At 45.2% G+C, this 25,711-nt stretch carries 25 protein-coding genes and 1 tRNA gene; 13 read left to right on the top strand and 13 right to left on the bottom strand.

The window, feature by feature from the left end; genetic code table 11:
- Positions 1-560 precede the first annotated feature (560 nt).
- Positions 561-1,205, top strand: a complete 645-nt coding sequence (locus G6R29_RS02610; protein ID WP_213808814.1) for a hypothetical protein — start codon at positions 561-563, stop codon at positions 1,203-1,205.
- A gap of 102 nt (positions 1,206-1,307) precedes the next feature.
- On the top strand, positions 1,308-1,784 hold the full coding sequence (locus tag G6R29_RS02605) for a pyrimidine dimer DNA glycosylase/endonuclease V (RefSeq protein WP_274381045.1): 477 nt from the start codon (positions 1,308-1,310) through the stop codon (positions 1,782-1,784).
- A gap of 52 nt (positions 1,785-1,836) precedes the next feature.
- Here G6R29_RS02605 and G6R29_RS02600 read toward each other — a convergent pair whose 3' ends face one another.
- The 6 genes from G6R29_RS02600 to G6R29_RS02575 all read right to left on the bottom strand — a co-directional run bounded on the left by G6R29_RS02600 (position 1,837) and on the right by G6R29_RS02575 (position 5,257).
- Positions 1,837-2,181, bottom strand: coding sequence for a transporter (locus G6R29_RS02600; RefSeq protein WP_213808812.1), 345 nt, complete (start codon positions 2,179-2,181; stop codon positions 1,837-1,839).
- Between the two features lie 201 nt (positions 2,182-2,382).
- Entirely contained in the window at positions 2,383-2,625 is a 243-nt protein-coding gene (locus G6R29_RS02595) for an NINE protein (RefSeq protein WP_213808811.1), read from the bottom strand.
- A gap of 108 nt (positions 2,626-2,733) precedes the next feature.
- Positions 2,734-3,789, bottom strand: coding sequence for an ABC transporter permease (locus G6R29_RS02590; protein ID WP_213808810.1), 1,056 nt, complete (start codon positions 3,787-3,789; stop codon positions 2,734-2,736).
- A 130-nt stretch (positions 3,790-3,919) separates the two neighbouring features.
- A complete protein-coding gene (locus tag G6R29_RS02585) occupies positions 3,920-4,519 on the bottom strand; it encodes a TetR/AcrR family transcriptional regulator (RefSeq protein ID WP_213808809.1) in 600 nt (199 codons plus the stop codon).
- Positions 4,520-4,564: 45 nt separating this feature from the next.
- Positions 4,565-5,089 carry a GNAT family N-acetyltransferase gene (locus G6R29_RS02580; RefSeq protein ID WP_213808808.1) on the bottom strand — a complete coding sequence of 175 codons (525 nt, stop codon included), beginning with the start codon at positions 5,087-5,089 and terminating at the stop codon, positions 4,565-4,567.
- Between the two features lie 96 nt (positions 5,090-5,185).
- Positions 5,186-5,257, bottom strand: a tRNA-Gln gene (locus G6R29_RS02575).
- Between the two features lie 240 nt (positions 5,258-5,497).
- Here G6R29_RS02575 and G6R29_RS02570 point away from each other — a divergent pair.
- From G6R29_RS02570 to G6R29_RS02555, 4 genes are all read left to right on the top strand, one after another.
- Positions 5,498-6,196 (top strand): GntR family transcriptional regulator, encoded by a 699-nt coding sequence (locus G6R29_RS02570; RefSeq protein ID WP_213808807.1) that lies wholly within the window; start codon positions 5,498-5,500, stop codon positions 6,194-6,196.
- A 71-nt stretch (positions 6,197-6,267) separates the two neighbouring features.
- Positions 6,268-7,455, top strand: a complete 1,188-nt coding sequence (locus G6R29_RS02565; RefSeq protein ID WP_213808806.1) for an ATP-binding protein — start codon at positions 6,268-6,270, stop codon at positions 7,453-7,455.
- A gap of 113 nt (positions 7,456-7,568) precedes the next feature.
- On the top strand, positions 7,569-8,213 hold the full coding sequence (locus G6R29_RS02560) for a CPBP family intramembrane glutamic endopeptidase (protein WP_213808805.1): 645 nt from the start codon (positions 7,569-7,571) through the stop codon (positions 8,211-8,213).
- 10 nt (positions 8,214-8,223) lie between these two features.
- Positions 8,224-8,868: a CPBP family glutamic-type intramembrane protease gene (locus G6R29_RS02555; protein WP_213808804.1), complete on the top strand. Its 645-nt coding sequence runs from the start codon at positions 8,224-8,226 to the stop codon at positions 8,866-8,868.
- Between the two features lie 109 nt (positions 8,869-8,977).
- On the opposite strand, the gene G6R29_RS02550 is transcribed toward G6R29_RS02555, so the two are convergent.
- The 7 genes from G6R29_RS02550 to G6R29_RS02520 all read right to left on the bottom strand — a co-directional run bounded on the left by G6R29_RS02550 (position 8,978) and on the right by G6R29_RS02520 (position 15,771).
- Positions 8,978-9,643 (bottom strand): YoaK family protein, encoded by a 666-nt coding sequence (locus tag G6R29_RS02550; RefSeq protein WP_213808803.1) that lies wholly within the window; start codon positions 9,641-9,643, stop codon positions 8,978-8,980.
- 159 nt (positions 9,644-9,802) lie between these two features.
- Positions 9,803-10,498: a methionine ABC transporter permease gene (locus G6R29_RS02545; protein WP_213808802.1), complete on the bottom strand. Its 696-nt coding sequence runs from the start codon at positions 10,496-10,498 to the stop codon at positions 9,803-9,805.
- Complete coding sequence (locus tag G6R29_RS02540; RefSeq protein ID WP_213808801.1) at positions 10,495-11,574, bottom strand: methionine ABC transporter ATP-binding protein; 1,080 nt, start codon at positions 11,572-11,574, stop codon at positions 10,495-10,497. The genes G6R29_RS02545 and G6R29_RS02540 overlap by 4 nt, the downstream gene beginning before the upstream one ends.
- 39 nt (positions 11,575-11,613) lie before the next feature.
- The gene (locus G6R29_RS02535; protein WP_213808800.1) at positions 11,614-12,453 is read right to left on the bottom strand and encodes a MetQ/NlpA family ABC transporter substrate-binding protein; all 840 of its coding nucleotides are present in this window, start codon (positions 12,451-12,453) and stop codon (positions 11,614-11,616) included.
- Between the two features lie 9 nt (positions 12,454-12,462).
- The gene (locus G6R29_RS02530) at positions 12,463-13,794 is read right to left on the bottom strand and encodes a M20/M25/M40 family metallo-hydrolase (RefSeq protein WP_213808799.1); all 1,332 of its coding nucleotides are present in this window, start codon (positions 13,792-13,794) and stop codon (positions 12,463-12,465) included.
- Between the two features lie 68 nt (positions 13,795-13,862).
- Positions 13,863-14,705, bottom strand: a complete 843-nt coding sequence (locus G6R29_RS02525) for a MetQ/NlpA family ABC transporter substrate-binding protein (RefSeq protein WP_213808798.1) — start codon at positions 14,703-14,705, stop codon at positions 13,863-13,865.
- Between the two features lie 622 nt (positions 14,706-15,327).
- The gene (locus tag G6R29_RS02520) at positions 15,328-15,771 is read right to left on the bottom strand and encodes a hypothetical protein (protein WP_213808797.1); all 444 of its coding nucleotides are present in this window, start codon (positions 15,769-15,771) and stop codon (positions 15,328-15,330) included.
- Positions 15,772-16,125: 354 nt separating this feature from the next.
- Between G6R29_RS02520 and G6R29_RS02515 the strand changes: the two genes are divergently transcribed.
- The 7 genes from G6R29_RS02515 to G6R29_RS02485 form a co-directional block, all read left to right on the top strand.
- Entirely contained in the window at positions 16,126-18,834 is a 2,709-nt protein-coding gene (locus tag G6R29_RS02515) for a cation-translocating P-type ATPase (protein WP_213808796.1), read from the top strand.
- A gap of 4 nt (positions 18,835-18,838) precedes the next feature.
- Positions 18,839-19,276, top strand: coding sequence for a chemotaxis protein (locus tag G6R29_RS02510; RefSeq protein WP_213808795.1), 438 nt, complete (start codon positions 18,839-18,841; stop codon positions 19,274-19,276).
- A 159-nt stretch (positions 19,277-19,435) separates the two neighbouring features.
- A complete protein-coding gene (locus G6R29_RS02505) occupies positions 19,436-20,032 on the top strand; it encodes a helix-turn-helix domain-containing protein (RefSeq protein ID WP_213808794.1) in 597 nt (198 codons plus the stop codon).
- 811 nt (positions 20,033-20,843) lie between these two features.
- Complete coding sequence (locus G6R29_RS02500) at positions 20,844-22,292, top strand: ABC transporter substrate-binding protein/permease (protein ID WP_213808793.1); 1,449 nt, start codon at positions 20,844-20,846, stop codon at positions 22,290-22,292.
- Positions 22,289-23,038, top strand: coding sequence for an amino acid ABC transporter ATP-binding protein (locus G6R29_RS02495; protein ID WP_213808792.1), 750 nt, complete (start codon positions 22,289-22,291; stop codon positions 23,036-23,038). Before G6R29_RS02500 ends, G6R29_RS02495 begins: the two co-directional genes overlap by 4 nt.
- Positions 23,039-23,076: 38 nt before the next feature.
- The gene (locus tag G6R29_RS02490) at positions 23,077-24,522 is read left to right on the top strand and encodes an ABC transporter substrate-binding protein/permease (RefSeq protein WP_213808791.1); all 1,446 of its coding nucleotides are present in this window, start codon (positions 23,077-23,079) and stop codon (positions 24,520-24,522) included.
- Positions 24,523-24,737: 215 nt separating this feature from the next.
- On the top strand, positions 24,738-25,711 hold a 974-nt coding region (locus G6R29_RS02485), incomplete at its 3' end, for a hypothetical protein (RefSeq protein ID WP_213808790.1).

Raw genomic sequence — 25,711 nt, 5'->3', positions numbered from 1 at the left:
TCATAATGTAACCACAACTTATTACGCTTTTTTTCGTATATTTACCTCCTTCCGTTCGGTCGATTGATTTCCCGATTTCGCGTCGATTAGGGCACTTATGTTGCTGCACTTTTCCTGATCGGTTACATAGCGCTTGTTGATGTAACGAAGAAGGACAACTGTGTAAAGAACTATAACAATATCGAAGGAAAAAGCCCGTTTTACGGGCTTTTTTGCAACATGTTGCGGACTTTTGTAATAAATAGCGAAGAATGGTTTCTGTTCTAGTAAAAAGCTGTATTTTTTAATTTGGTTATTAGAAATCCCTGCATTTAGCTGGAATAAAGGCAATGTTTTCTTCTTGTTAACTTAGTTAATCAGATGTAACAGATGTTCTTGCTTACATAGAAATCCAAAAATACCAACGTTTATCAGCTGTTTTATAAGTCATATTGGTGTAAGAAATATAGCTGTTATCTTTCTATCATCGTTCCGTGACTTTTCGTTATTCTTCAGAAATCTCCTGCTTGCTATTCTTATAACTGTTAAATCACAGAGAGAAAGAAACAGGAGAGATTGATATGAAAAAGCGCTCACTACTCATCACGACAGCAACTGCTTTTACGTTTGCGGTAATCGGAGGATTTTCATACTACCAAGTACAAGGTACGAGTGAAGCAGCTCAAACAACTAAGGTTGAAAAGAAGACAACTCAAAAGGCTGTTCAACAACCAGCAACCTCTAATGAAGCAAATAATGCTCAAGTTGAAAACACTGACTATAAGGAAAATAACCAAAAGTCAGAAACAACAGCAACAGCAGCTGAAGCACCTGCAGCGCCAGCAGCTGAGGCACCTAAGCAAGAAGCAGCAACCCGTACTGACGGATTCAACTTCTTGGGACAACACTTCGATGTTGCAAACTTCTCAGACACGCAAGGTGGTCGCACGCCAGCCTGGACGCCATACATCTTCAAGTGGTCTGCATTGGACAACTACTACCTTGCTGAAGCTGCTTCAAAGGGTGGTCAAACGCTCCGCGGTTTGCAACAAGGTTCATCAATTGTCTTGGACGGCCAAACTTACCACGTGACGGAAATCCGTCACGGTATGACACGCCAGAGCGCATACCAAGATGTTGTTAACTTGACACAACAACACGCCATTGGAATTCAAACCTGTGATAACGATACTGGTAGCTTGATCTCTACTTACTGGTTCGACTAATATATGATAAATGAAAAGCACCTCTTCGAGGTGCTTTTTTAATTGATTAAGGCGGAGAAGTCCGTATACTATATAGAGAAATGGGAAATCGGAGGCAATCGGATGCGACTTTGGCATTATAGAATTATCAAAACCATGTCTCGCCAACACCTTTTGGGGCAGTGGCGTGAATGTTTGGCCATCACCGGTGCGATTAAGAAGCACGGTGAAGTGAACCATGCGACGGTGAATCGTTTGAACGATTACTCGCATGATCATTTGAAGCTTTACACGGAACTTATTAAACAGGAGATGCAAAAGCGTGGCTATAAAACGTCTGAGAAATCCCATCAAAAGTTGATTGATGATATCGGCTACGATTGGAATCGGCCGATTGAGTACCATGAAAACGAAGTGGGGGATGTGACGCTTTCAGATGGAACCGAGCTCTACGCAGGTTTCCACGACTACCGTTACTTACTGCAATGCCTCTATATGATGCAGGAAAAGGCGGACACGAATCAGATTGATCAAAAAGTTTGGAACAGTATGATTGAAGATGTATCAAGAAAGTACCCGGAATTAACTGAATTAAGGTAAAAGAAAAAGCCTACGCAATGAAATGCGTGGGCTTTTTTATTATGCTTTAAGGTCAGGCTTGCTTTTTAGCAGGCTTTTGTAAGAATTGGAAGACTGAAGCGACAATCAAAACAACTAAAGCTGGGAATGCCATTGCAGCGGTGAAACCAAAAAGGATGTTTCCAATCAATCCGAGAACACCACCAACGAGTGAAATTGATGCTTTTTTTGATGCATAAATAACATATGCGTTCAACAAAACACCAATCCATGCAACCGCATAAAAGAATGTAGCGGATGATGAAGAAGAACCATCTGATCCGATGGCTTCAGCAATAACAACGAACCATGAGATGCAGTACATAACTGCAGCAAAGATTGAGTAGATACCAGCGAAAATATTGATCTTGAGTTTCATTTTCTCTCCTTCAGCTTTTATTGTGATTCAGTTTTGCACATTTTATTTGTGAGTGTATTCTTTAACACCACATATAAAATGTACCGAACTGTTAAGTCAAAAACAATAGAATTATTCTAATGTAATGGCTTTGTTGTGGTTTTGTATTTTATAAGAAATAAAAAAGTAGCTCGAAGTATAACTTCGAACTACTTTCTTTATTTAGCGGCTGTAACGACCATTGATGAACGTCAAGTCTTCTGTATCTGAGTAAGTACTGTACGCCTTCAAGACGGCAATGATAAAGTCAATCAATGCCCAGATACCAAAGGTTCCGGCATTAATAATCAACTTCAAGATACCCAATCCGATTTGACCACGAACGAAGCGGTCAATCGCGATGGCTCCGAATAAGAAGCTGAATACCCAAACGAAGAGGTGCTTGTTAATTGTCTTTTCAACCATGCTTTACTCCTAAATGATACATTCAAATTTTATTACTATTCCATTGTACAAAATCATCGCCAATAAAAAAGCACAACGTGCAAGGGACGTCGTGCTTTTAATCGCTTCTTAATCCTTTACGTCTTCAATCAAGACTGACTTCTTACCAATGGCAAAGAGTGTAAGTCCAAATACGATGTAGGCTACAAGGGTTAGGAATGGAACCAATGTTGCGTTACCGTCGAAGAATGTCAAGTTACGCAAGAGCGTTCCGGTTGCACCAGGTGGTAGGAGTTGACCGAAAGCTCCCCAACCAGATGGCAACATTTCAGGGGCAGAAGCCAAACCAGAAAGTGGGTTACCAAGCAAGATAAGCGTAATGGCTGCGATGATTAAGCCCCTGTTACCCATGATTTCCAAGAGTCCAAGAACAAAGAAAGCAGTGGCTGCAATTCCGAGCATGGCACCAGATGATGACAAGAAGTAGTTGCCGTCAAAGGTACCGACACCGAACTGTACGACAGCGATCAAACCGAGTCCACCAATAATAGCAAATGTGATGGCAGCCCAGAACTTTTGGCGCTTACCCTTAACAATGTTAGCGATGGCGACGGAACCAATCCATCCTCCAAGAGCGATTGGCAATGCACCAGCGGCCAGACCAGTACCCTTAGGATCAGCGGATGGGAAGCTCTTTAATTCAATCGTTTTCAAAGATTTCTTGTCAATCATGGCCAACTTTTGATTCAAAACCTTCATTGTTTGAACGTCTGAAGCTTTTTCGAGCATTGGTTGAATCTGAGCTTTAGCTGCTTGCTTTTGGTTGGCGACAACCGTTTGACCAACTTGCTCTAATACTTGTGAAACGGCCGAAGAAGCGGCGGTTGCCTTGTAGAGCGTCATGTCGCCCTGGTCAGATAATGCAAAGGCACCGTAGACCTCACGGTGGTTGACGGCCTTCTTCATTTCGCTAGTTGATTGATACTGCGTAACGTCGAAATCCTTGTCCTGTAATGGTTGAGCAAGCTTTTGATATGCTTGATCGTTTGTTGTTACGATTCCGATTGGCACATTGTGGATGCCTGACTTAACAGCTGGTGTTGCAAAGGCTGCCATCATGATTCCGAGGATGGCAGTCAAACCAACTGCCAAGGTCAAAATAAACTTTGGTGTTGATACTTTCATATTTTCTTTCCTCACTTTTTGAGCTGTTTTTATTATATGAACTCCATGTAAATAAAAAAACCAACAATAGTTGGTTAAAAGTTGGATATCATTGATATGAAAGGGTTTATATACTCCGACAAGTGTTGTTTTAATGCAGTTTTAAGACCTCTTCATCCGTGTTCAAAACTTTTAATAAAATATCAGGCATTAAGGAAGCGAGGATATCAGCGAGCTCAGCAGGCGATTCTTCATAATCGGAACGGACCCATGTCGTGAGGAAGTTGATAACAGAAGAGGATAGTAAGGCAATCGCGTACTTTGAAGGAATGGTGAGCTCTAAACCATCAATTAAGGAATAGAAAGTTTGTTCTGCACGTTCACGCATCTGACCTTCAAAGGAGTGCTCCGCGTTTTCTGAGAGAAGGAGGGAGACGAGAGCCTTTTGTTTGTATGTCACGGTAACAAAGGCACTGGAACGCAAGCTTAGTTGCTTTTGGATATCGCCAGCGGACCAATCAACATCGGGAAGGGAACCAATCAAATCGTCCATGAGTTCCTCTTGAATTTTATCCATGAGGTCCTCTTTGTCTAGGTAATGGGCATAAAAAGTCGAGCGGTTAATCTTTGCTGCTTCGATAATCTCTTTAACAGAAATCTTATTATAGTTCTTTTTCTCGAGTAATCCTAAGAAGGCTTGGCGAATGGCGTAGTCTGCTTTTCCGTAGCGTACGTCGTCTTTTGCTTTCATTGTTTATCTCCTAAAAAAAGCTGCCCTAGAAGGGCAGCTAGTGAATCAGTCGGCTTTCACTGTTACTTTTTGCTTTGCTCGGAAGTCATCTGCAAAAAGGCCCATCATGTAAGAGTCGTGGTATTCGCCTTCGGCGAAGAAGTGTTGCTTCAAGCAACCTTCCTCGTGGAAGCCGAGCTTTTTATAGATGTGAATGGCAGCGGCGTTTTCAGCATCCACAAAGAGGTAGATTTTGTGGAGGTTTAAGACGTTGAAGCCGTATTCGATTCCAGCTTTCATACCAGCCTGAGCCAAGCCGTTTCCCTGGTACTTGGAATCGATGATGATTTGGATTTCAGCATGGCGGTGAATGGTGTTGATTTCCATCAATTCAACCACCCCAGCAAAGGCGTTATCCTTTTCGATTACAAAACGACGTTCCGTCTGATCCAAGACGTGGCGGTCGTAAAGTAAAGTCAGTTCGTCAAAGGAGTTGTATGGTTCTTCGAACCACAAAGCCATGACGGAACGGGAGTTCTTCTGACGGTAAATGTGGGGCAGGTCGCGCTTTTCTAATGGACGGATGTTCATTATTTGCCTCTTTCTGATTTTTTAGTATCATAACATATTTTCTGAAAAAAGCGACAAAACAAAAAGCGGAACCCGAAGGTTCCGCTTTTTTATGTATTGCCCTTGCTGGATTCGAACCAGCGCATAATGGCACCAGAAGCCACCGCCTTACCGCTTGGCTAAAGGGCAATTACTTGATATATATTATCGGTTTTTCCTATAAATTGCAAGTCTATTCAGGAAAAAATGGTGTTTTCTTCATGGAAAGGATGGAATGACATGCGCCCTCGGATCCGACTTTTCCAGCCATATTACTTAGAAAGATTTTAATACAGATTTGAAAATACTGCCTAGACCAATTATAATAAAACAAGATAATAACCTTACAAATTCAAGGGATAAAGAACTTATCCAAAGGGAGGTTTTAAGATGGCAATTCCCCGCTATATTGAAATTCACAACGAAATAAGACAGCGTATTGCTGCTGGAGAATGGAAGACCAACAAGCGTCTTCCTGCTGAACGTGAGCTGGCTGCTTCCTTCGACGTCTCTCGAATGACGCTTCGTCAGGCCATTCAGACATTGGTTGATGAAGGAATCTTGGAACGTCGGGTTGGTTCCGGAACATTCGTTGCCGAAAAGAAGGTTTCTGAACGCGCCTTGGGCGTTACTTCCTTTACAGAATTGATGAAAAAGTCCGGTCGTGAAGCACAATCCGTGACCGTTTCGTATAAGATTACGACGCCTTCTGTATCTGAGATGGATCACTTGAACTTGAAGGCTGAAGACGAAGTCTTGGTCATGGAGCGTTTGCGAATGGGGGATGACGAACCAATCTTGCTTGAGCAAACAACCTTGCCAGTTACCTTGGTCAACAACTTCACCCGTTCATCACTAACCGACTCCCTTTACAAGACTTTGATTGACGCTGGTATCCAACCAGGTCGCGCTGATCAAACGGTTACGGCTTCATTGGCCACTGAACGTCAGGCTGCTTTGCTTGAAATTAAGCGTGGTGATCCCATCTTGTCTGTCCGTCAGGTTTCATATGACCAAGAGGACAATCCGTTCGAATACGTCCGCTCCTACTACGTGGGTGACCGCTTCGAATTTAAGTTAACACGATAATTTAGGAGCCCCGACCAATACGGTTGGGGCTTTTTTGCTATCATAGTGATAACAACGGTTGAGGAGAGAATATGCAAAATAAGCAAATGAATCATTCACTCTTTTTAGGTAAAGGTCGTTTTGGGCGATCTTTCAACATTAGCTATGAAGATCTTCTAGCCAAGCACCTTTTAATTACAGGCCAGACGGGTTCAGGGAAATCGACGTCAGCCAAGCAAATCGTAAGTGAACTGCAGGAAAAAGACGTTACTAACATCATCTTTGACCCGACGGGTGAGTATGGATTGGATCTGAATAATCTCGTTTCGTACCGTCTTAGTCAAAACGCTTTCATTGATTTAAGCAATCGGTCAGCTGAAGAACTCCTGATGCTGTTTGATTTGCACTGGGACAGTACAGTGACCTCGAAGTTACAGGAAGCGATGACCTCACTTCGAATTCAAGCAAAGCGCCGTATCAAGGGACAGATTCTCTCCAAGGTTAATTTAGCGGTAAAGGAACTGGAAAAGTCAAAGGCGGACCTGACTGCTTTAAACCAGGACTATGAAATGACACTGTTGCCAAAGCAGATGATTGAAGAGTTCGCTCGCCCATTTGCAGATGAAAGTGCTGATTATTCACTTTGTGGACAAGAAATTGATCATGACACTGTGCAGAAATACTGGTCCGACATTCAACAACTCAATCAGCTGTTGCAGGATGAAGTCCTGAACAGCATCTTTCACTTTACTCCTGTGGAAAAGCAAGGTACACAGTACGAGTTATCCTTCATCCTACAAACTTTTGAGAACCGTCGGAATATGAAGCGTTCCTTAGTTGTGAATCTGTCACCCTTGCAGGCATACCCAGGGATTCAGCAACGTGTTCTTTCCTATCTGATGGACCGTGTGTTGATGAATCGCGTTGATTCAAAGGTCAACTTGCCGGTGGCCATCTTCTTAGATGAAGCGCACCGTTACTTGCCGGTGACTGAGGCTATCAACGAAAACGGGCTCTTCCATCTCTTAAGAGAAGGAAGAAAACACAACTTGAACGTCGTGGTCTCAACTCAATCACTGAAGGATCTTCCTGCAGAATTACGTGGGCAATTCGGTGCAAATTTGATTCACCGCTACCAGTCCTATGAGGAGTTAATCGGTTTAGGCTTATCTCCGAAAAAGATGAAAAAACTGCCGAATTTAGCAGTTGGGGAAGCACTTTTGCTAACAACAAGCAAAAAGTCGCAAATATTATCAATACAAAAACCTAGAACAATGTAAAAAAAGGCCAAGCATCGGATGCTTGGCCTTTTAAGTTGTCCTAAATGACATCAAAATTTCCTCTATTTTCATAAGTCTGCTATATATAAATCGTAAATATATAGGAGGATTAAATGAACTATGAATTAAAAAGGCCAAAGCTAATACCTCTTGCCCTACTTTTGAACCTCTCGGTTGTTTGGTTTTTAACTCACCATTATTGGTTTAACTTCTTATTAACTTTTCTTCTGGGGACAGCTACAATGCTACTTCTGTTCGGGAAAAGAGCATACTATGATTTGTTTAAAAAGGGAAAGACGTCGTTTTGGTTCCTGGTATCCATCTGGTTTTGGATTAAATTGGGAGATTTGATTTTAAGTGGAATTTACGTAGGTATTCGCGGCAACTTAGATCAATTTGAACATTCAAACAGTAATATAGGGTCAACACTTCCCCATTTATCAGACAAGATTTTTTGGCTGTGCAAAGCAATGTTTTCTGCTGTTAACGAAGAGATGATGTTCATCCCAATTCTCTTAACACTTTTTGTCTTGATGAAAGGGAATAAGTTTTCCTGGTACGTTGCAAGCTTCTTTTCTGGAATTGCCTTTGCTTTCTTGCATTGGGGAGCGTACGTGCTTCAACCAGCGATTATTATTTCATTGCTGGTTACTAGGATGGCATTAAACGAAACCTACAAAAAGTGTGATTCAATTCGTGGGCCGATGACCGTTCACTTTTTACTCGATTTAACGCTGATTTTGTTCTGTTTGGGGTAAGGAGGATTAAATGAACTATGTATTGAAACGTCCCAAATCGATACCGATGGCTGTGTTGTTACTGCTCATACTACCAGTCAGTTTAAAGTTTAATTTTGTTGGTACCTTTTTAGAAACGTTCATCCTCGGATCAGTAATTATGTTGATACTTTTCGGTCGTAACGGCTATCGACAACTGTTCCAAAAGATGAAAGCGCCTTGGTGGCTACCATTTTATGTAGGTGTGATGCTGTTTTTGGTTGAAGGTTGCTTAATTAAGATTTTGACAGTGGCATTGGGAGATCCAGAGTTATTTCATCATGGAATTGGACACGATGTAAAAGCTATACCCAATGTATGGTTGCGAGCTTTAGACGCGTTTATTTTCCTGTTTTCGGCGGTGAACGAAGAATTGTTGATGATACCGATTCTTTTAGTTCTCTTCATCTTGTTGAAGAGAAAGAAATGGGGGTGGTACGTTGCTAGTTTTATGTCTGGTGTCATTTTTGCCCTACTGCATTTTACTGTCTATTCCATGCATCCAGCCGTGATTACTTTGTTAGTGGTGAATCGAATGTTCTTAAATGAAAACTTTAAATGGTGTCAATCGATAAGAGGGCCAATGATCACGCATTTTTTGATTGATGGAACAGGTCTCTTTTTTATTTTTAGTTGAAACATGAATGGTTAGCAATAATCATTCGACGCTAAGTCATGAGACATTGATTTTAAGAGAACAAAAAAGCCGGACGCATCGCGTCCGGCTTTGACTTTTATATTAATTATCAATCCCAGTGCACCATATAGCTCATTGTGAGGGTGAGTACCGCTGAGAAGAGGATAGCGTACACGCCAACCATGGGGATGAGCAGGGAAACGAAGAAGGCGCCGAAGAAGAAGGCCATAACGGCCGTGGCCACGTCCTTTGAGCGGTGGGCCATTTCGGTGTCTTTTTTGAAGAGGCCTTCGTAGGCGGTTTCGCACAGAGCGCGAAGGTTTCCGGTCATCAAGAGGGGCATGAAGGGCGAACCTTCCAGGACACGAAATTCTTGAAGTGCGGTTGCTGCAGCACAGGAAAGAATGGCGGTCCCCACAATGTTTGGAACAGAGTGTCCAAAGAAGGCGGATAAAGTGAGCAACATGGTCATATATAACAAGACGTATTGGCGTTCTTTGTCCATTGAAAAGCCCTTGATCTCACGAAGGTGTTGGAACATTTTAACGATGATTGTACCAACGGCAAAGGCCAAGAGTGAGAAGGCGTATTGGCCCACGTCAGCCCAGTCAAACTGGCTAACATTAATTCCGAGTAAGACGATGTTTCCTGTCTGCAGGCCAGCGAAAACCTGGCCGTGAACGTGGTAGGAATAGGCATCGAGTGAGCCGGCAGTCATTGTAAGCAAGCTCATGAATAAGACGCGCTCATGCGCGGGATAATGATGTTCTGTCAATTTCTGCTACCTCCAACAAGGTTATAATTGTACACTAATTTCTAGGCAATTCCCAATTGTTTGTATTAAAAGTATGGTAGAGAAGGGAAGAAAAGAAGGCAGTACATATAAAAAAGCGCCCGCTTTGCCCGGGCGCTTTTTGACTTTTATAGATACTAATTACTTATGGTTGTACTTCTTAGCCAACCAGTCCCCGGTCACTTGGACCAGCAAGACCATGATCAACACGAGAATCGTGGCAACCAAAGTCGTGTCGTTTGCAAAACGGTTGTAACCGTATGCAACAGCCATGTTTCCAAGACCACCGGCACCGATGGCACCGGCCATGGCAGTCAAACCAATCAGTGAAATCAAGGTCACGGTTGAGACACGGATGATTTCTGAACGGCCTTCCTTGATGTAAACACCAAAGATAATCTGTGAGAAAGAAGCACCAATTGATTGTGCGGCTTCGATGATACCAGCATCCACTTCAGAGAGCGCCACTTGAATCTGACGCGCGTAGAATGGGAAGACCCCGAGAGACAACGGAACCAAGGCGGCGTTCATACCGATTTGCGTTCCGACCAGGAGCTTCGTGAACGGTGCGATGAAGGCCAACAAGATGATGAACGGCACGGCACGGAAGATGGAAACGACCTTGTCGAAGAACCAGAAGAGCGCCTTGTTTGGTGTGATTCCGCGAGGGGCGGTCACAACTAAACCGATACCGAAGATCAAACCAAGCAGGCCACCGAAGACGGCTGACCAGAAGGTCATGAAGAGTGTTTGGAAGATGGCTGTCCACCAACCAGTGTCACCTGTCCACCCTTGGTAGACAACGTTTGGGAATGTTTCTGCAAACCATGTACTCATGCGCGTGCTCCTTTCAAGATGTTAACAGATACGGATTGTGCTTCTAGGAAGTCGAGCGCTTCGTCAACGCGATTGCCTTCACCAGACAGGATAACGAGGAGGGAACCAACTTCTTCACCCTGGAGAATTTCAACGTTTCCAAAGAGGATGTTAGCGACCACGCCGTAGTGTTGGTAGAGACTCGTAATCAACGGTTCGTTTGTGGCGTTACCAGAGTAGGTAAGTTGTGCGAAGATTTCACCTTCTGCCAAGTTTTGAACGGCTTCGCTTTGGCTGATCGATTCGATGGCCTGTTCTTGGTTCGTGGCCGTTTCGATGAAGGCCTTCGTCAATTCAGTTTGTGGATTCGTGAAGATCTCCAAAGTCGTTCCCTTTTCCAAGAGCTGACCGTTTTGCATCACGGCCACCTTGTTGGCGATTTCCTTCACGGCTTCCATCTCGTGGGTAATCAAGAGAACGGTCAAACCGTATTCCTTGTTCAACTTCTTGAGCAAGGCCAAGATTTGGCGGGTTGTCTTTGGATCCAAAGCCGATGTTGCTTCGTCGGAAATCAAGATTTCAGGGTCATTGGCCAAGGCACGTGCGATGGCGACACGTTGCTTTTGTCCACCGGACAACTGGCTTGGGTATTGCTTAGCACGGTCAGAGAGGTCGACCAAGTCAAGCAACTTGGCAACCTTTTCCTTCTTCACGGCTTCCTTTTCCTTGCTGTTTTCAAGGGCGAAGAGCACGTTTTCTTCAACCGTTCGTTCATTCAAAAGGTTGAAGTGTTGGAAAATCATTCCGATTTTTCGGCGCTTTTCCTTTAGTTCCTTCCCTTTGATGATGGTGCGTTCTTGTCCAATCTGGTTGGAGAAGAACGTTTCGCCGTTGATGATAACGGAGCCGGCTGTTGGTTCTTGGAGCAAGTTCACCGTTCGAACCAGGGTGGACTTACCAGCACCTGAGTAACCGACGATTCCGTAGATGTCACCCTTTTCGACATCGATGGATACGTTTTGGACGGCGTGGATCACCCGACCCTTTGGTCGGAAGGTCACGTCGATGTTTTGCAATGAAACAATTGGCGTTGTCATATTGTTTTCCTTTCTTTTATGGAGCGTTTTGTATTTCTGTTAATTAAAGTTCTTGTCCCAAGCAGATTCTTCAGCAGATCCGTATTGCTTTGCAATAATCTCCTTCACGGCGTCTGTTTGGTAGGACTTCACGACATCTTTGATTTCTTTCTTATTCGTATCCTTTGAGCGAGTAGCAAAGATGTTTGCCCAAAGCTTAGCGTCCTTGTTCAAAGGTTCTTCGTAGATGGCATCCTTTAATGAGAGGTTAGCGGCGGTGGCGTAGTTACCGTTCACAACCACTCCCTTGGCATCGCCCAGGGTACGGGCCGTCTGGTCGGCTGCAATTTCCTTAATCTTCAAGTTCTTAGGATTTGACGTGATGTCCTTTGTTGTTTTCAATCCAGAACCGGAAGATAGTTCAATCAAACCAGCGTTCTTCAAGACGTAGAGGGCACGACTCTCGTTAGAGGCATCGTTTGGAACCACGATGGTGTCACCGCTTTGGAAGTCGCTGACGTTCTTGTAAGTCTTTGAGTAGATATGGATTGGGGCGATGTAGGTGCGACCAACAGCTTTTAGGTCGGAATTGTTCTTATCATTGTAAGCATCCAAGAAGGCGTAGTGCTGGAAGGAGTTAATGTCGATGTCACCGTTTTCCAGTGCCTTGTTCGGCTGGGAGTAGTCGGTGAAACGCTTGAAGGTGACGTTTACGTGGTACTTTTCCTTCGCCGTCTTTTGGACTTCTGCCCAGATTGGGTCGTCTTCTTTATTCCCAGCCATGATTCCGATTCGAACGGTTTGGACCTTTGCCTGGTTAGGAAAGACAAAGGAAAAATAACCGAGAACGATGATCACGAGGAGAATGATGCTGTTGATGATTTTGCTTTTGTTCGACATAATCTTTCTTTACTCTTTATAACTATCAATGATTGCTTTTAGGACTTCGATGTTTTCATCATAGTCCTTTAAACGGATATTTTCATTCGGCGCGTGGTCCAGTGTACCAGGATAACCGATTCCAAAGCCAACAATTGGCGTTTGGATAGCTTCGTAGGCGTAGTTCATTGGGCCGGTACCAGCTGAAGTTGGAATGACAACGGCATCTTTACCGTATGTCTTTTCGTGTAAGTCAATCACACGTTTGATTTCAGGATCCGTCATGTCTGAGCGGTAGCCACCCTGGCCGAGGGTCTTTTCAACTTCGATATCTAAGAAGCCCTGCTGGCTAAGGTGCTCTTTGATACGGGCTAAAGTATCGTCGGGATCCATTCCTGGGACGAGTCGGGCTTCGACTTTGGCCAAGGCCTCAGCCGGAAGAACCGTCTTTACACCCTCGCCCTGGTAACCGGAAGTGATGCCTTCGATATTCAGGGTTGGCTCGAAGTAGAGCGCCTGCTTCCAGTCATCACCGCGCTTGTCGGTGAGAAGGGGCGCTTTAATTTGGTTCTTTTCGATGAAGCTTTCGCGAGTGTCGGGCAACTGTTCAATCAGTTCCTTCTCACGCTCGTTTGGCTCACGAACTTGGTCGTAGAAGTGAGGCACCGCGATGCGTCCGTCTTGGTCGAAGAAGGTGGCGAGCGCTTGGCTCAAGCGCCAAGGCGCTCCGTTGACCACCGCCGCAAGCGATGAGTGGAGGTCGATGCCGCCAGTTTTGGCCTTCAAGTTGAAGGTGACGATTCCTTTGTTTCCACCGGAAATGATGGGGCGGTCGTCCTTATCCTTTGAACCGGACTCCCAAATGATGAGGTCAGCCTTGAGCTCAGGGTGCTTTTTGAAGTAGTCGTCCAAGTGCTGCGAAGCGGTTTCCTCTGATCCTTCGACGATAAAAGTCAAATTCACGGGCAAGGCGTTGTTGTGCTCCTCGAGATAGTCGGCTAAAGCGGTGAGCCGCGCCGTCAGGTTTCCCTTGTCATCGTCCACGCCACGACCGAATAACTTGCCGTCTTTTTCCGTCAACGTCCAGGGGTCTGATTCCCAAAGGTCGAATGGCTCGGCTGGTTGTACGTCGTAGTGGTTATAAATGATAACCGTTTTCGCATTTGGCTTTTGACTCTTGAAGTGACTAATGACGAGTGGGGCGAAGTAGGAGTCTTCCACCGCTGTCTCACCACCAAGATCGGTTAACGCCTTGGCGATGAGGTCGGCCGTTTCTGGTAGGTGCTCACGCTTGGCGGAAACGGAGGGGATGGCAACGAGTTCTTTTAATAAGTCGAGGTAGCGTTCTTTATTTGTACTCATGTGATGGTTCCTTTCTATAGAAGTATGTACGCGAGGGAACCCGCGTTATTAAAAACGTGTTGCTACGTTTACTTGAATGAACGGTCCCATGCTGGGATGGACTTGTCACCGTTTGAAGCCTTGATGGCCTTCTTTACTTCGTCTGACTGGTAAGCCTTAACGAATTCTTTGTAAAGCTTCTTGTTCGCGTTCTTCTTGTTAGTGGCGATGATGTTCACCCACTTTTCAGAATCCTTGTTGAAAGGTTCCGTGAAGATCGATTGCTTTTCAGTCAAGTGAGCGGTTGCAGCGTAAGTTCCGTTCACAACGGCACCTTGTACGTCGTTAATCGTGCGGGCCGTTTGGTCGGCTGACAATTCTTTGATTTTCAAGTTCTTAGGGTTCTTCGTGATGTCTTTTACCGTGACGAGGTCTTGGCCGTCCTTCAAATCGATGAGGCCAGCGTACTTCAAAACTTTCAAAGCACGACTTTCGTTTGATGGGTCATTTGGTACGACGATGGTGTCACCGTCAGAAAATTCTGAAACGGACTTGTACTGGTTTGAGTAAAGGTGAATTGGTGAGATAACCGTCTTACCGATGGCCTTGATGTCCGTGTTGTTCTTTTTGTTATAAGCGTCCAAGAAGGCGTAGTGTTGGAAGGCGTTCACATCGATGTCGCCGTTCGTCAACGCTTTATTTGGCTGGGAGTAATCCGTGAAGAGCTTGTACTTCACGTTGATGCCGTATTCGTCCTTGGCTTTTTTTGCAACGGCGTCCCAGATGGCGTCGTCTTCCTTGGTTGAAGTCATGCGACCAACTGTGATGGTCTGATCCGCCTTGGCAGTGTCGTGTGACCCAAAGCTAAAGTATCCGGCAGCTACGACGGCTGCGATGGCGATTCCTGAAATAATCCATTTTTTCTTAGACATAATTTTGTTCTCCTAAAAGTTTTGAATGGCAAACAAAAAAAGCCGCCTCTGTTTCCACGTGGAAAAAACAGAAGCGACTTCGCGTTACCATTCTGAGGTTGTCGTATTGAGTTACCCCAATACTGCTCACTAACCATCGGGCCGCGGAGAATGATCCTAGCCGAATGGTGTGCCTTGGTAACAGAGGCCAATCCGTCAACTGCTAACGGTAAACCGAGTCACAGTTGCCAATCACAGGTCATTTTCGCTAGCGCCCGCACGCAACCTTTCACCATCCGGTTGCTCTCTAAGCTTTGCTTGCTAGGTACTTTCCTGATCAACTTGTTTAGTATGATATCTTGTCTATAACTATAAGGGTAGGGTGAGTCTTTGTCAACAAGAAAATGAGAAAAAGATGAAAATTGGGCAAAAAAATAACCATCTCAATGCTTTAGCGAGCTGATGGTTATTTCATAATCATGAAGGCTAGCCACCGTTTTACGGGTTTGCTAGAGGTCGTGCAGTTGGTCCTGCACGGCCTTTTCTTTACATTTATTGTACCATATATTAAGTTTGGATTTATTCTTATTAGTATCTTGCAAAAACCGGCCTCCCGGCCGTCTCCATCCACTACATCGAAAGTTCAGCCTTGTGCTGCGCCAACGGTGTCGTCTTCATCTTCGTTATCAGAAGATTCAGGCAAACGTCCCTTCTTCTTTTGATAGAAGAAAAGGCCAGCCGTTGCCGCAACAAGAGGTAGAAAGTATGCGTTTAAGGTGCAAACTTGAAAGATAAGGGAGACAGACAGGGCATAGGGCGCAAACCAAGTAAAACGAAAAGCGCCACGTTTCTTCCAGTCCGCGTACTTTTCAACGTGACGCACTTCGTATTGAAAACTCATGTAAAGCCGCTTGAAGAAGTAGTAGAAGATAACGGGACGGCGCACACCGAAGAAGACGGCGAGTAGCACGAGGGGCACGATGTAGTGCCCAGTGAGTTTGTCGATGCCAGTGAAGTAAAAAAGCGTTCCAAATAATAAGAAGAAAGAGGCGTAACGGTTTTGATTTGTGATTTGCTGTGGGGTCATAAGGGCTCCTAAATGAGATTTGTCGAAACCAGTGTATCATACGGTGCGTGAAGCTTGCTGGTTTTGGGTGGCCGCACGCGTTCTTCATATATAGAAGAAAGTGATTTGTGCCCGGTTCGGTTTTGACTTTTGCAAAAGCCTTGTCTTTTTTAAAGAACTTGATATACTAAAGACAACAATTTCTTTCCTAGGGGAGTAACTGACGACAATGTCGTGGTTTAGTACCGTCAACCCGGAGCCAACGCTCCTTATCGCACATTGAGATGTGCCGGCTAGACCTTAAACAGTGAGACTTATGAGAGCAAGGGATTTTTCCTTTGCTTTCATGGGTCTCTTTTTCTTTACCCAGAAAGAATGCATCTAAAGGAGATAAAAGTGAAACATACTTTTTACCAAGAGGATAGCAGCGCTATCGCGAAAGCATTGACGACGGATTTGAAGGACGGTTTATCGGTACATGAAGCAGAAGATCGTCTCGTAAAAAACGGGCGAAACGCCCTCACGGCGAAGGCGAAAAAGTCCCTTTTCGCCAAGTTCGTTGACCAGTTCAAAGATTTGATGATTGGGATCCTGTTGGCCGCAGCGGCTGTCGCCGCCATGACTGGTGAGCAGACCGACGCCATTTTCATCCTCGCCATCGTGATCATCAACGCCATCTTTGGTGTGTTCCAGGAATCAAAGTCCGAAAACGCCATCGATGCTTTGAAGAAGATGGCCACGCCGAAGGCGACGGTTATCCGTGGTGGTCAACCAAACCAGGTGCCCGCTACCGACCTCGTGGAAGGTGACCTCGTTGAACTCGAAGCCGGTGACATCGTACCGGCGGACCTCCGCTTGACGAGCGTTCAAAACTTGCGAGTTGAGGAAGCCGCACTGACTGGAGAGTCGGTACCCGTGAATAAAACGGACTCGACTTTGCCAGATGGAAAGTTAGCCTTGGGAGACCAAAAGAACCTGGCCTTCATGAACAGCCACGTTGTTTACGGACGCGCGCAGGGTATCGTCGTGTTGACGGGAATGCAGACGCAGGTCGGACAAATCGCCGGTGCCTTGCAGGACCAAGACGAGACGAAGACGCCGTTGCAGGAAAACTTGAAGTCCTTGTCTAAGTTCTTGACCTACTTGATTCTGGGTATCGCCGCTTTGACTTTCGTCATCGGCTACTTCACCCAGAATATGCCAATTATTGATTTGATTTTGACGGCCATTTCCTTGGCGGTTGCGGCCATTCCGGAAGGGTTGCCAGCCATCGTGACGATTACCTTGGCCTTGGGTACGGCCCGCATGGCCAAGAAATCCGCCTTGATGCGTAAGTTGCCAGCCGTTGAGACACTTGGATCAACTGACATCATCGGTTCCGACAAGACCGGAACGTTGACGCAGAACAAGATGACGGTGGAAAAAATCGTCTTGAACGGGAAAGTGATTGACCTCGCTGGGCAAAACCCGTTCGAAGACGCCGACTTATCAAAGGGCGCTGCGACCTTAGCTGACATCATGGCCCTGAACAACGACAGCCAGTTCACAGATGACGGATTGGTTGGTGATCCAACCGAAACGGCCTTGATTGACTTCAATAGCAAGTATCGTGAAGCTGCACTTCAAGAACTTCGCCAGCAAGAACGCTTGCAAGAAGTGCCGTTTGATTCCGAACGAAAGATGATGACGACGGTTTACAAGGCATTCGACCAGAACGATGGCTACCTTGTCACAGTTAAGGGTGCGCCCGACGCCATCCTGGAACGTGTTTCTTCTATTGAAGAAAACGGTCAGGTTCGTGACTTCACGGAAGCCGACAAGGCGCTCTACCAAGACATTAACGGACAGCTGGCCGACCAGGCCCTCCGTGTCTTGGCCTTCGCCGAGAAGACGGTGCCAGCCCTTCAAGAAGAAGCCGACGCAACACAGTTAGAAACGGACCTTACTCTCGTTGGCTTTGTTGCCATGATTGACCCCGAGCGTCCGGAAGTAAAGGACTCCATTGCCCAGGCCAAGGCCGCTGGTATTCGTCCGATGATGATTACCGGTGACCACCCCAAAACCGCGGCCGCCATTGCTGGTCGTTTGGGTATCTTGGAAGAAGGGGATGACCGTGCTGCTTCTGTTTTGACAGGAGCGGACCTGGATGACATTTCCGACGAAGACTTCGCAAACCGCGTCGAAGACATCAAGGTCTACGCCCGCGTTGCCCCAGCCCACAAGGTTCGTATCGTGAAGGCCTGGCAGAAGAAGGGCAAGGTCGTCGCCATGACCGGAGACGGTGTGAACGATGCGCCGGCCTTGAAGGCGGCAGACATCGGTGTTGCCATGGGAATTACCGGAACGGAAGTGTCCAAGGAAGCGGCCGACATGGTGCTGGCCGACGACAATTTCTCGACGATTGTTTCTGCCGTGAAGGAAGGACGTAAGGTCTTTGCCAACATTCAAAAGGCTTTGCAGTACTTGCTCGCTTCAAACCTCGCCGAAGTGATTGCCATCTTTACGATGACTTTGCTCGGTTGGGAAGTGCTCGCACCGGTTATGATTCTCTGGATCAACCTGGTGACCGACACGTTCCCAGCCATCGCGCTGGGGTTGGAGCCAGCTCAGCCTGGTATTATGGCGAGAAAGCCGCGTGGTAAGACCGCGAACTTCCTCTCCGGTGGTGTTGGTCCTGCCATTGTATGGCAGGGTATCCTTCAGGCCGTGATCGTCCTTTCCGTGTATGGCTTGGCTCTGACTTTCCCAGACCACACAGGCGCTGAACTGGTCCACGGGGATGCGTTGACGATGGCCTTCATGACCCTTGGACTCATGCAGATGGTCAATGCTATTAACGTAAAGTCGGTTTATCAAAGTCAGTTGCGTACCAGCACCTTTAGTAACCACTTCTTCAACGGCGCCTTGTTCTTCTCGTTGATTGCCATGATGGCGGTTGTTGTGATTAAGCCGTTGAACCCCATCTTCCACGTGACGAACTTGGATCCTTACCAGTGGTTCATCGTGATCGGTGCCTCGTTGTCTATCATTGTCATCGTGGAGCTGGTAAAATGGGTACAACGAAAACTTTTTAATCGAGGATAAAGTAATGGCAAAATTTAACCCTAAGCAAATGGAATACTACGTAACGACGTTGCAAGACGTTTTGACGAAGACGCAAGAAACGGCTGACCACGTGTCACCTTTCTTTGTGAAGTTGAACGATGCCAAGGAAGCCGGTAAGTTGGCTGACATGGACAAGGCGGCCTTCGTTGAAATCAAGGCTGAATTCGACGACGCTGTTTCAAACTACCAAGAAAACGCCAAGACGTTGGCAGGTTTGCAAGTACCCGTTCGTTTCTTGGGTGTCCACAAGACGTTGGCAAAGGCTTACCAAGATTACGCGAACGCCACGGAAATGATGGCTGATTCTTTGAACGAAAAGGACCAGACGATCAACGAAGCCAACTTCAAGCAATCAGAAGAAGACCAAGCAACGTTCTTGAACAAGATTCAAGCACAAGTTGCTAAGATCTTCGGTGCTTAATTTATAAATGTCAAAGTCAAAAGCGTGGGCCCGTCGGGTCCACGCTTTTTGCGTTATAATGGGCTTTAGAGGACCTGGCAGGCAGCTTTCATGTTGCTGTCGGGTCATTGTCGTGTGACTGTCGTGTTGAAAATTGAAGGTTTGGAGTAGTGTAAAGGCATGGACAAAACAAACGTAGCTAAGTTAAGAAAAGAAAAGGGCTGGACCCAAGAAGAGTTGGCTGAAAAGTCTTACCTCACCGTAAGAACGATTCAGCGAATGGAAGCTGGTTCCGATGTTTCCTTATCAACATTATCATCCGTGGCCCAAGCCTTATCCGTTTCCCTTAGTGACTTGTTCGAACAAATCGAAGAAGAATCAAAGGAGATTCAAATCATGGAAATGTCACAGGATCAAACACGTCAAATTAATCGTCGCCGCTCAGAAAAGAACGTCATTCTTCTTATTATTGTCGCTTTCGACGTTGTTCTCTTATCCTTATTAGGGATGGGAGGTCACCACTTACCTGAAAGTCAGCAAGAATTGGCTGGGATCGTATGGGATGGCTTGCTTTTCTTGGTCATTGCGCTCTCTGTTTACTTGAGTCGCATTGTCTTTGCCAACCACTTGGATAAGAAGTATCCACTCTCAGTTGGTTATAAGAAAGAACACCACCACGAACCAGTTCAAAACGGTTGGGACTTCCTCGGTCGATACTGGTGGATTATCTTTCCAATTGGTGGCTTTGCCTTTGGCCTCTGGTCAGCGATGCATTAATGGAATAAGTACTGGGAGAGTTGGAGTGTTATAATTACTTTATCAAGTATTGTTATGGACAAAATCTTAATCCGGTCCGTCGCCTGCCAGCGAGGGACTTTTTTTATTTGGTTGAAGATGTTTCTTACTTCGAGAATGGTGTTATAATAAGAACAACTAATAGAGTATGGGTCAACACCTTTATTCCGGTCCATCGCCTGCCAGCGAAGGACTTTTTTTATGCAAAAAGAACCCCGACCTGCCAATCGGGGTTCACGGCTTTACTTGTTACGGTGAAGCCAGTTTTCAATCACCGAGGTAATCAAACGGATGAAGACTTGTTTGATTACTTCGAAGATAAATTGAAAACCAAAAACTAATAGTTGTGGAATCAACATTTCTTCCTCCTTTCCGGTGTCGTGTTGCGAACACCTCAAGGAGTGATACGAAAAAAGCCAGTCATGATGACTGGCTTTTACTATTTATTCTTCAATTTTTAATTTTATCGACGTCGCTACATTAGGCATTCATAAATAGAGGTTCCTGATCCAATTATAACGAGGAAAGGCGGGGTTACAAGGACTTGGCCTTAATTTGAACTAATAAAGTTCATTAGTTACTAGACCAATTCTAGGAAAAGAAACGCATGCAGGCCGCTAAAACTGTTATTGGATAGAAACATGATTAACTAATATTCTTTTAATTTAACTCGTCTTATCCCTTTCAACGGACTAGACCACTCATTAGATAGATGTTAGAATAACTAACGTATTTTCTCTGGGTTCTGAAATCAATTGCTAGACTGATTTCAGACCAATAAGAGGAGATAGCGATGAAAAAAGGAATATTGACAGCCGTCGTGGCGGCCACCTTTGCTTTTCTTGGACTGGGGGCTTTGGGTCCAAAGGCAAGTGCGAGCGAACCGAGCTACACCATAACGGCAGACGCAACATACGCGCCCTTTGACTTCCAGGACAAGGACAATAAGTACGTTGGAATTGATCAGGATTTGTTGAAGGAAATCGCTAAGGCATCAGGCTTCACATACAACGTGAAGCCCATGACTTTTAACGCAGCGATGCAATCTGTTGCGTCATCTCAGGCCGACGGTGTGATTGCCGGAACGACGATTACGGATGAGCGAAAGAAAGTTTACGACTTCTCCGACTCTTACTACAAGACGGGGGTCGCATGGGCGACAGCCAAGAATAGTAAGATTAGGTCCCTGGATGATTTGAAAGGGAAGGTCGTTGCGTTGAAGACGGGAACGGCCGGGGCCGAATACGCTGAGAAGATCAAGGATCAATACGGGTTCAAGATCACCTACTTCTCTGATTCTGATACGGTATACCGCGACGTGATTAACGGTAACTCCGTGGCGACCTTTGCGGACTTGCCTGTTTTGCAATATACAGTGAAGAACGGTACGGCTTTAAAAGTCCAAAACGGGGATGCCCCATTTGATGCCGGTTACTTAGGTTTTGCCGTTAAGAAGGGTGAGAACCAACAGCTGCTGGCCGATTTTAACAAGGGCCTTGCTACGATTAAGGAGAACGGTACTTACGACAAAATTGTTAACAAGTACCTCTCCGCCAAGGCGGAGACTTTTACAGGTTCTGCAAAGGATAACAAAACAGTTTGGGGCATTTTGTCATCAAACAAGAAAGCTTTCCTTTCTGGGCTTGGCCAAACGGCCTACCTGACCGTGGTTGGAATTATCCTGGCTTCCCTTTGGGGATTGTTACTTGGTGTGATGGGAGTATCGAAGAATCGCCTTGTACGCGCGATTTCAACGACTGTTGTCTACACCTTCCGTGGAATGCCAATGCTAGTGCTGGCCTTCTTTTTGTACATTGGTTTCCCAGCACTGACCGGCGTGAAGATTTCCGCTTGGACTGCCGGAATTTTGACTTTGGTATTAAATGAAGGAGCTTATACTGGCGCATTTGTTCGTGGCGGATTTAATTCTGTTGATGCAGGACAGATGGAAGCGGCTCGCTCCCTTGGGCTCTCACACGCCCAAGCAATGCGCCGGGTCATCATTCCGCAAGGACTGAAGTTGATGGTGCCAAGCTTCATCAACCAGTTCATCATTACCTTAAAGGACACGTCACTGTTGTCCGCCATTGGAATCCTTGAATTAACGCAAACGGGAACGCTAATTGTCACCCGAAATTCCCAAGGTTTCCGTGTCTGGGCTATCGTGGCTATGATATACTTAGTAGTAATTACGTTACTGACTCTGCTCAGTAACTGGGTTGAAAAAAGGACAAACGCATGAGTGAAGAGAAACAAGTGAAAGTACACGTTGACAAGGTCAACAAGTCATATGGTGACAACCATGTCTTACGCGATATTTCCCTGGACGTCATGGATAATGAAGTGGTCGTAATGATTGGCCCTTCTGGATCTGGTAAGTCGACGTTCTTGCGAATGCTTAACCAATTGGAAAAGCCCAATTCAGGTTTGATCGAAGTAGACGGTTACGATATTTCTGACCCAAAGACAAACATCAATAAGGTTCGTGAAAACATCGGAATGGTCTTCCAGAATTTCAACCTCTTCAATAATTACACGGTTCTGGAAAACATCACCTTGGCACCCGTTCAATTGGGCAAGATGACAAAGGAAGAAGCTGAAAAGAAGGCGATGGAATTACTGGATACGGTTGGTCTGCCAGATAAGGCAAACGTTTCCGTTAACTCATTGTCTGGTGGACAAAAGCAGCGTATCGCCATTGCCCGTGCTTTGGCCATGGATCCTGACATCATGTTGTTCGATGAACCAACGTCAGCTTTGGATCCCGAAGTGGTTGGGGATGTCTTGGACGTCATGAAGCACTTGGCAAAGCTCGGTATGACGATGATTATCGTTACCCACGAAATGGGATTTGCTAAGCAGGTTGCCGACCGTGTTGTCTTCTTCGAATCAGGAAAGATTCAAGAATCTGGTACACCAGAACAAATCTTTACTGCCCCTAAGAACGCACGTTTGCAGAGCTTCTTGTCAAAGGTTATGCAAGCCTAAAGCAAATAAAAAATAACTAAACAGAGAGGAAATAACCAATGGTCATCAAACGGCTCAAACCGATTTGGGCTGCCTTGGCCGTTTTGATTGCATTACTTGCAGTCGGAACAAAGGCTGACGCAGCAAAACCCAACTACGTGATTTCAACGGATGCCACATACGCACCGTTCGACTTTCAAGATAAGAATAATCAGTACGTTGGAATCGATATGGACATCTTAAAGGAAGTGGCCAAGCGAAATAATTTCACTTATACGCTTAAGCCAATGTCCTTTAACGCCGCTGCTCAAATGGTAGCCAATGGTCAAGCCGACGGTATCATCGCCGGAATGATGATTAATGACTCTCGTAAAGAAGTTTATGATGTTTCTGATCCTTACTATCAATCCGGCGTTGCCTGGATTACAAAACCAAACTCTTCAATCAAGTCATTGAATGATTTGAAAGGCAAGAAGGTTGCCTTGAAGACCGGAACGGCTGCCGCTGCTTACGGTGCTTCGTTGAAGGATCAATACGGATTTGACATCAAGTACTTCAACGATACCGACACGATGTACAACGATGTCGTAAACGGTAACACGGATGCCACTTTCGAAGACTACCCAGTCATCCAATACGCCATTAAAAACGGTGTAAAGTTGCAAGTTCGAAACGCTGATAACTTGGGTAAGGCCGGTGGTGTTGGTTTCTTCGTTAAGAAGGGACAAAACGCGCAATTGCTTGATCAATTCAACAAGTCCTTGGAAGAAATGAAGAAGGACGGTACTTACAACAAGATCATCGATAAGTACTTGAATTCAAGCCAAAAGAACTTTGTTGGAAATGCTTCTGATAACAAGACGACTCTTGGAATTTTGAAGTCCAACTCTCATGCCTTTATGTCAGGACTTTGGCAAACGGCTGAGTTGAGTGTTGCCGGAATTGTTTTGGCCTCACTCTTTGGTTTGATTCTTGGTGTGATGGGAATTGCCCAATCAAAGTTGATTCGTGGAATCTCCACAACCATCATCTACATCTTCCGTGGATTGCCTTTGATGGTTTTGGCCTTCTTCATCTACATCGGACTGCCTGGTGTACTTGGAATGAAGATTCCGGCCTTCACCGCTGGTATCCTGACGCTGATACTAAACGAAGGGGCTTATACCGGGGCCTTTGTCCGCGGTGGATTCGAGGCCGTTGATGCCGGTCAGATGGAAGCGGCTCGCTCTCTTGGATTGACTCACCGTCAAGCCACTTGGAAGGTTATCGTGCCGCAAGGTTTGAAGATTACCGTTCCGTCATTTGTTAACCAGTTCATCATCACGTTGAAGGATACGTCAATCCTTTCAGCAATTGGTATCCTGGAATTGACACAGACGGGAACGCTGATTGTTGCTCGAAACTCACAAGGTTTCCGAGTTTGGGCAATCATCGCCGTTATCTACTTAATTGTCATCACGTTGCTTTCTTGGTTCTCCAACTGGTTGAAGAAAAAGATTGCTTAATATACGTTAAATAAAAGCACCACTTTCGCATAGATGCGTGAGTGGTGCTTTTTTATGAGCTATTCTAATTATCTTCTTTCTATTCTTTCAAAATGTAAAAAATGTAACAGTTTTTTGTACTTGTGTTACAATTCAGTAATATAACCTACATTGAAAAATGATATTTTAGGATGGTATGGTTTCGGCCTGTATTTAAGGAAAGAAGGAAGAGTAAGATGTATCGAGATCTTAAAAAAGTTGGCGAACGCAAAAAGCTTAAAAAGGTAAAGAAGCAATGGGTTGTTGCTTCTACTGCTTTATTCGCCTTCATGGGGGCCGCCGCTTTAACTACGACGACTGTATCAGCAGATGATACGAAATCAACAGACGGACAAGTTGTGTCTACTGCTGATAAGAAGTCTGAAAACAATTCAGACAATGAAAATACACAAAACACGCAAGAAACGTACAATACTCAAAGTGAACAAGAACAAACTGAAGCAAATGGTTTGGAATTGCGTGGTGCAGAAGATAATAATCAGACGAAACCAACTGACCAGGAAGTGATTGATCAAGTTATCGATGATTTCTTGGCTGGAAAGGGATATGGTCCAAACAACGATGCCTACCCAAATCAATCTGATACATACAAGAAGTATTGGAATATCTTGAAGGATTTCACGGTTGAATACAACAAGATTCACGGATATGGAACGTCAACGCAAGACTACACAACCTTTAAGGTAACGGACAAGAACAACGTCCAAAAGTCAAAGGAAGAGGCGGATGACTACGAAAACGCGCTTAAAGCAAAGTTTAGCAATGTAAACAACAAGAGTGTGCACGGAGATGACAAGTCTGCCTTAAATGCTTCTGACTTTAACAACTCATCGAAGAAGAATGATTCAAACCAGAACGTCTTCGACGCCTACATCGTGAAGCAGGGTATTGCGGACGCTGAGTCGGGTCGCTTTAACGGTTATAACACAGCTAATAAGGCGATTGTAAATATCTCAGATGATAAAAACGATGCCTACTCACAAGCTTACAAGGGTGCACAGGCAGCCATGGATGCTCAGTGGGTGAATGGAAATGATAAGCAACTGAAGGATAAGCTGGACCTTCTTGATGGTGATGAATACACGGCTTGCTCGTATGTCAATAAGTTAGACACTTTTTTTACATCACTAGGTTCGATTCATAGGTATGA

It is taken from the genome of Fructobacillus broussonetiae, from assembly GCF_018437275.1.
Taxonomy (GTDB): domain Bacteria; phylum Bacillota; class Bacilli; order Lactobacillales; family Lactobacillaceae; genus Fructobacillus; species Fructobacillus broussonetiae.
The sequence above is the reverse complement of the archived record's forward strand: the minus strand, read 5'-3'. Positions and strand labels throughout refer to the sequence as shown.

Bases quoted from the DNA above. Each gene is read 5' to 3' on its own strand.
- G6R29_RS02590 (WP_213808810.1), bottom strand. From the start codon at position 3,789: ATGAAAGTATCAACACCAAAGTTTATTTTGACCTTGGCAGTTGGTTTG.
- G6R29_RS02515 (WP_213808796.1), top strand. From the start codon at position 16,126: ATGCATCTAAAGGAGATAAAAGTGAAACATACTTTTTACCAAGAGGAT.
- G6R29_RS02510 (WP_213808795.1), top strand. From the start codon at position 18,839: ATGGCAAAATTTAACCCTAAGCAAATGGAATACTACGTAACGACGTTG.
- G6R29_RS02530 (WP_213808799.1), bottom strand. From the start codon at position 13,794: ATGAGTACAAATAAAGAACGCTACCTCGACTTATTAAAAGAACTCGTT.
- G6R29_RS02500 (WP_213808793.1), top strand. From the start codon at position 20,844: ATGAAAAAAGGAATATTGACAGCCGTCGTGGCGGCCACCTTTGCTTTT.
- G6R29_RS02610 (WP_213808814.1), top strand. From the start codon at position 561: ATGAAAAAGCGCTCACTACTCATCACGACAGCAACTGCTTTTACGTTT.
- G6R29_RS02490 (WP_213808791.1), top strand. From the start codon at position 23,077: ATGGTCATCAAACGGCTCAAACCGATTTGGGCTGCCTTGGCCGTTTTG.
- G6R29_RS02595 (WP_213808811.1), bottom strand. From the start codon at position 2,625: ATGGTTGAAAAGACAATTAACAAGCACCTCTTCGTTTGGGTATTCAGC.
- G6R29_RS02560 (WP_213808805.1), top strand. From the start codon at position 7,569: ATGAACTATGAATTAAAAAGGCCAAAGCTAATACCTCTTGCCCTACTT.
- G6R29_RS02605 (WP_274381045.1), top strand. From the start codon at position 1,308: ATGCGACTTTGGCATTATAGAATTATCAAAACCATGTCTCGCCAACAC.
- G6R29_RS02505 (WP_213808794.1), top strand. From the start codon at position 19,436: ATGGACAAAACAAACGTAGCTAAGTTAAGAAAAGAAAAGGGCTGGACC.
- G6R29_RS02535 (WP_213808800.1), bottom strand. From the start codon at position 12,453: ATGTCGAACAAAAGCAAAATCATCAACAGCATCATTCTCCTCGTGATC.
- G6R29_RS02525 (WP_213808798.1), bottom strand. From the start codon at position 14,705: ATGTCTAAGAAAAAATGGATTATTTCAGGAATCGCCATCGCAGCCGTC.
- G6R29_RS02565 (WP_213808806.1), top strand. From the start codon at position 6,268: ATGCAAAATAAGCAAATGAATCATTCACTCTTTTTAGGTAAAGGTCGT.
- G6R29_RS02540 (WP_213808801.1), bottom strand. From the start codon at position 11,574: ATGACAACGCCAATTGTTTCATTGCAAAACATCGACGTGACCTTCCGA.
- G6R29_RS02570 (WP_213808807.1), top strand. From the start codon at position 5,498: ATGGCAATTCCCCGCTATATTGAAATTCACAACGAAATAAGACAGCGT.
- G6R29_RS02495 (WP_213808792.1), top strand. From the start codon at position 22,289: ATGAGTGAAGAGAAACAAGTGAAAGTACACGTTGACAAGGTCAACAAG.
- G6R29_RS02600 (WP_213808812.1), bottom strand. From the start codon at position 2,181: ATGAAACTCAAGATCAATATTTTCGCTGGTATCTACTCAATCTTTGCT.
- G6R29_RS02580 (WP_213808808.1), bottom strand. From the start codon at position 5,089: ATGAACATCCGTCCATTAGAAAAGCGCGACCTGCCCCACATTTACCGT.
- G6R29_RS02585 (WP_213808809.1), bottom strand. From the start codon at position 4,519: ATGAAAGCAAAAGACGACGTACGCTACGGAAAAGCAGACTACGCCATT.
- G6R29_RS02555 (WP_213808804.1), top strand. From the start codon at position 8,224: ATGAACTATGTATTGAAACGTCCCAAATCGATACCGATGGCTGTGTTG.
- G6R29_RS02520 (WP_213808797.1), bottom strand. From the start codon at position 15,771: ATGACCCCACAGCAAATCACAAATCAAAACCGTTACGCCTCTTTCTTC.
- G6R29_RS02545 (WP_213808802.1), bottom strand. From the start codon at position 10,498: ATGAGTACATGGTTTGCAGAAACATTCCCAAACGTTGTCTACCAAGGG.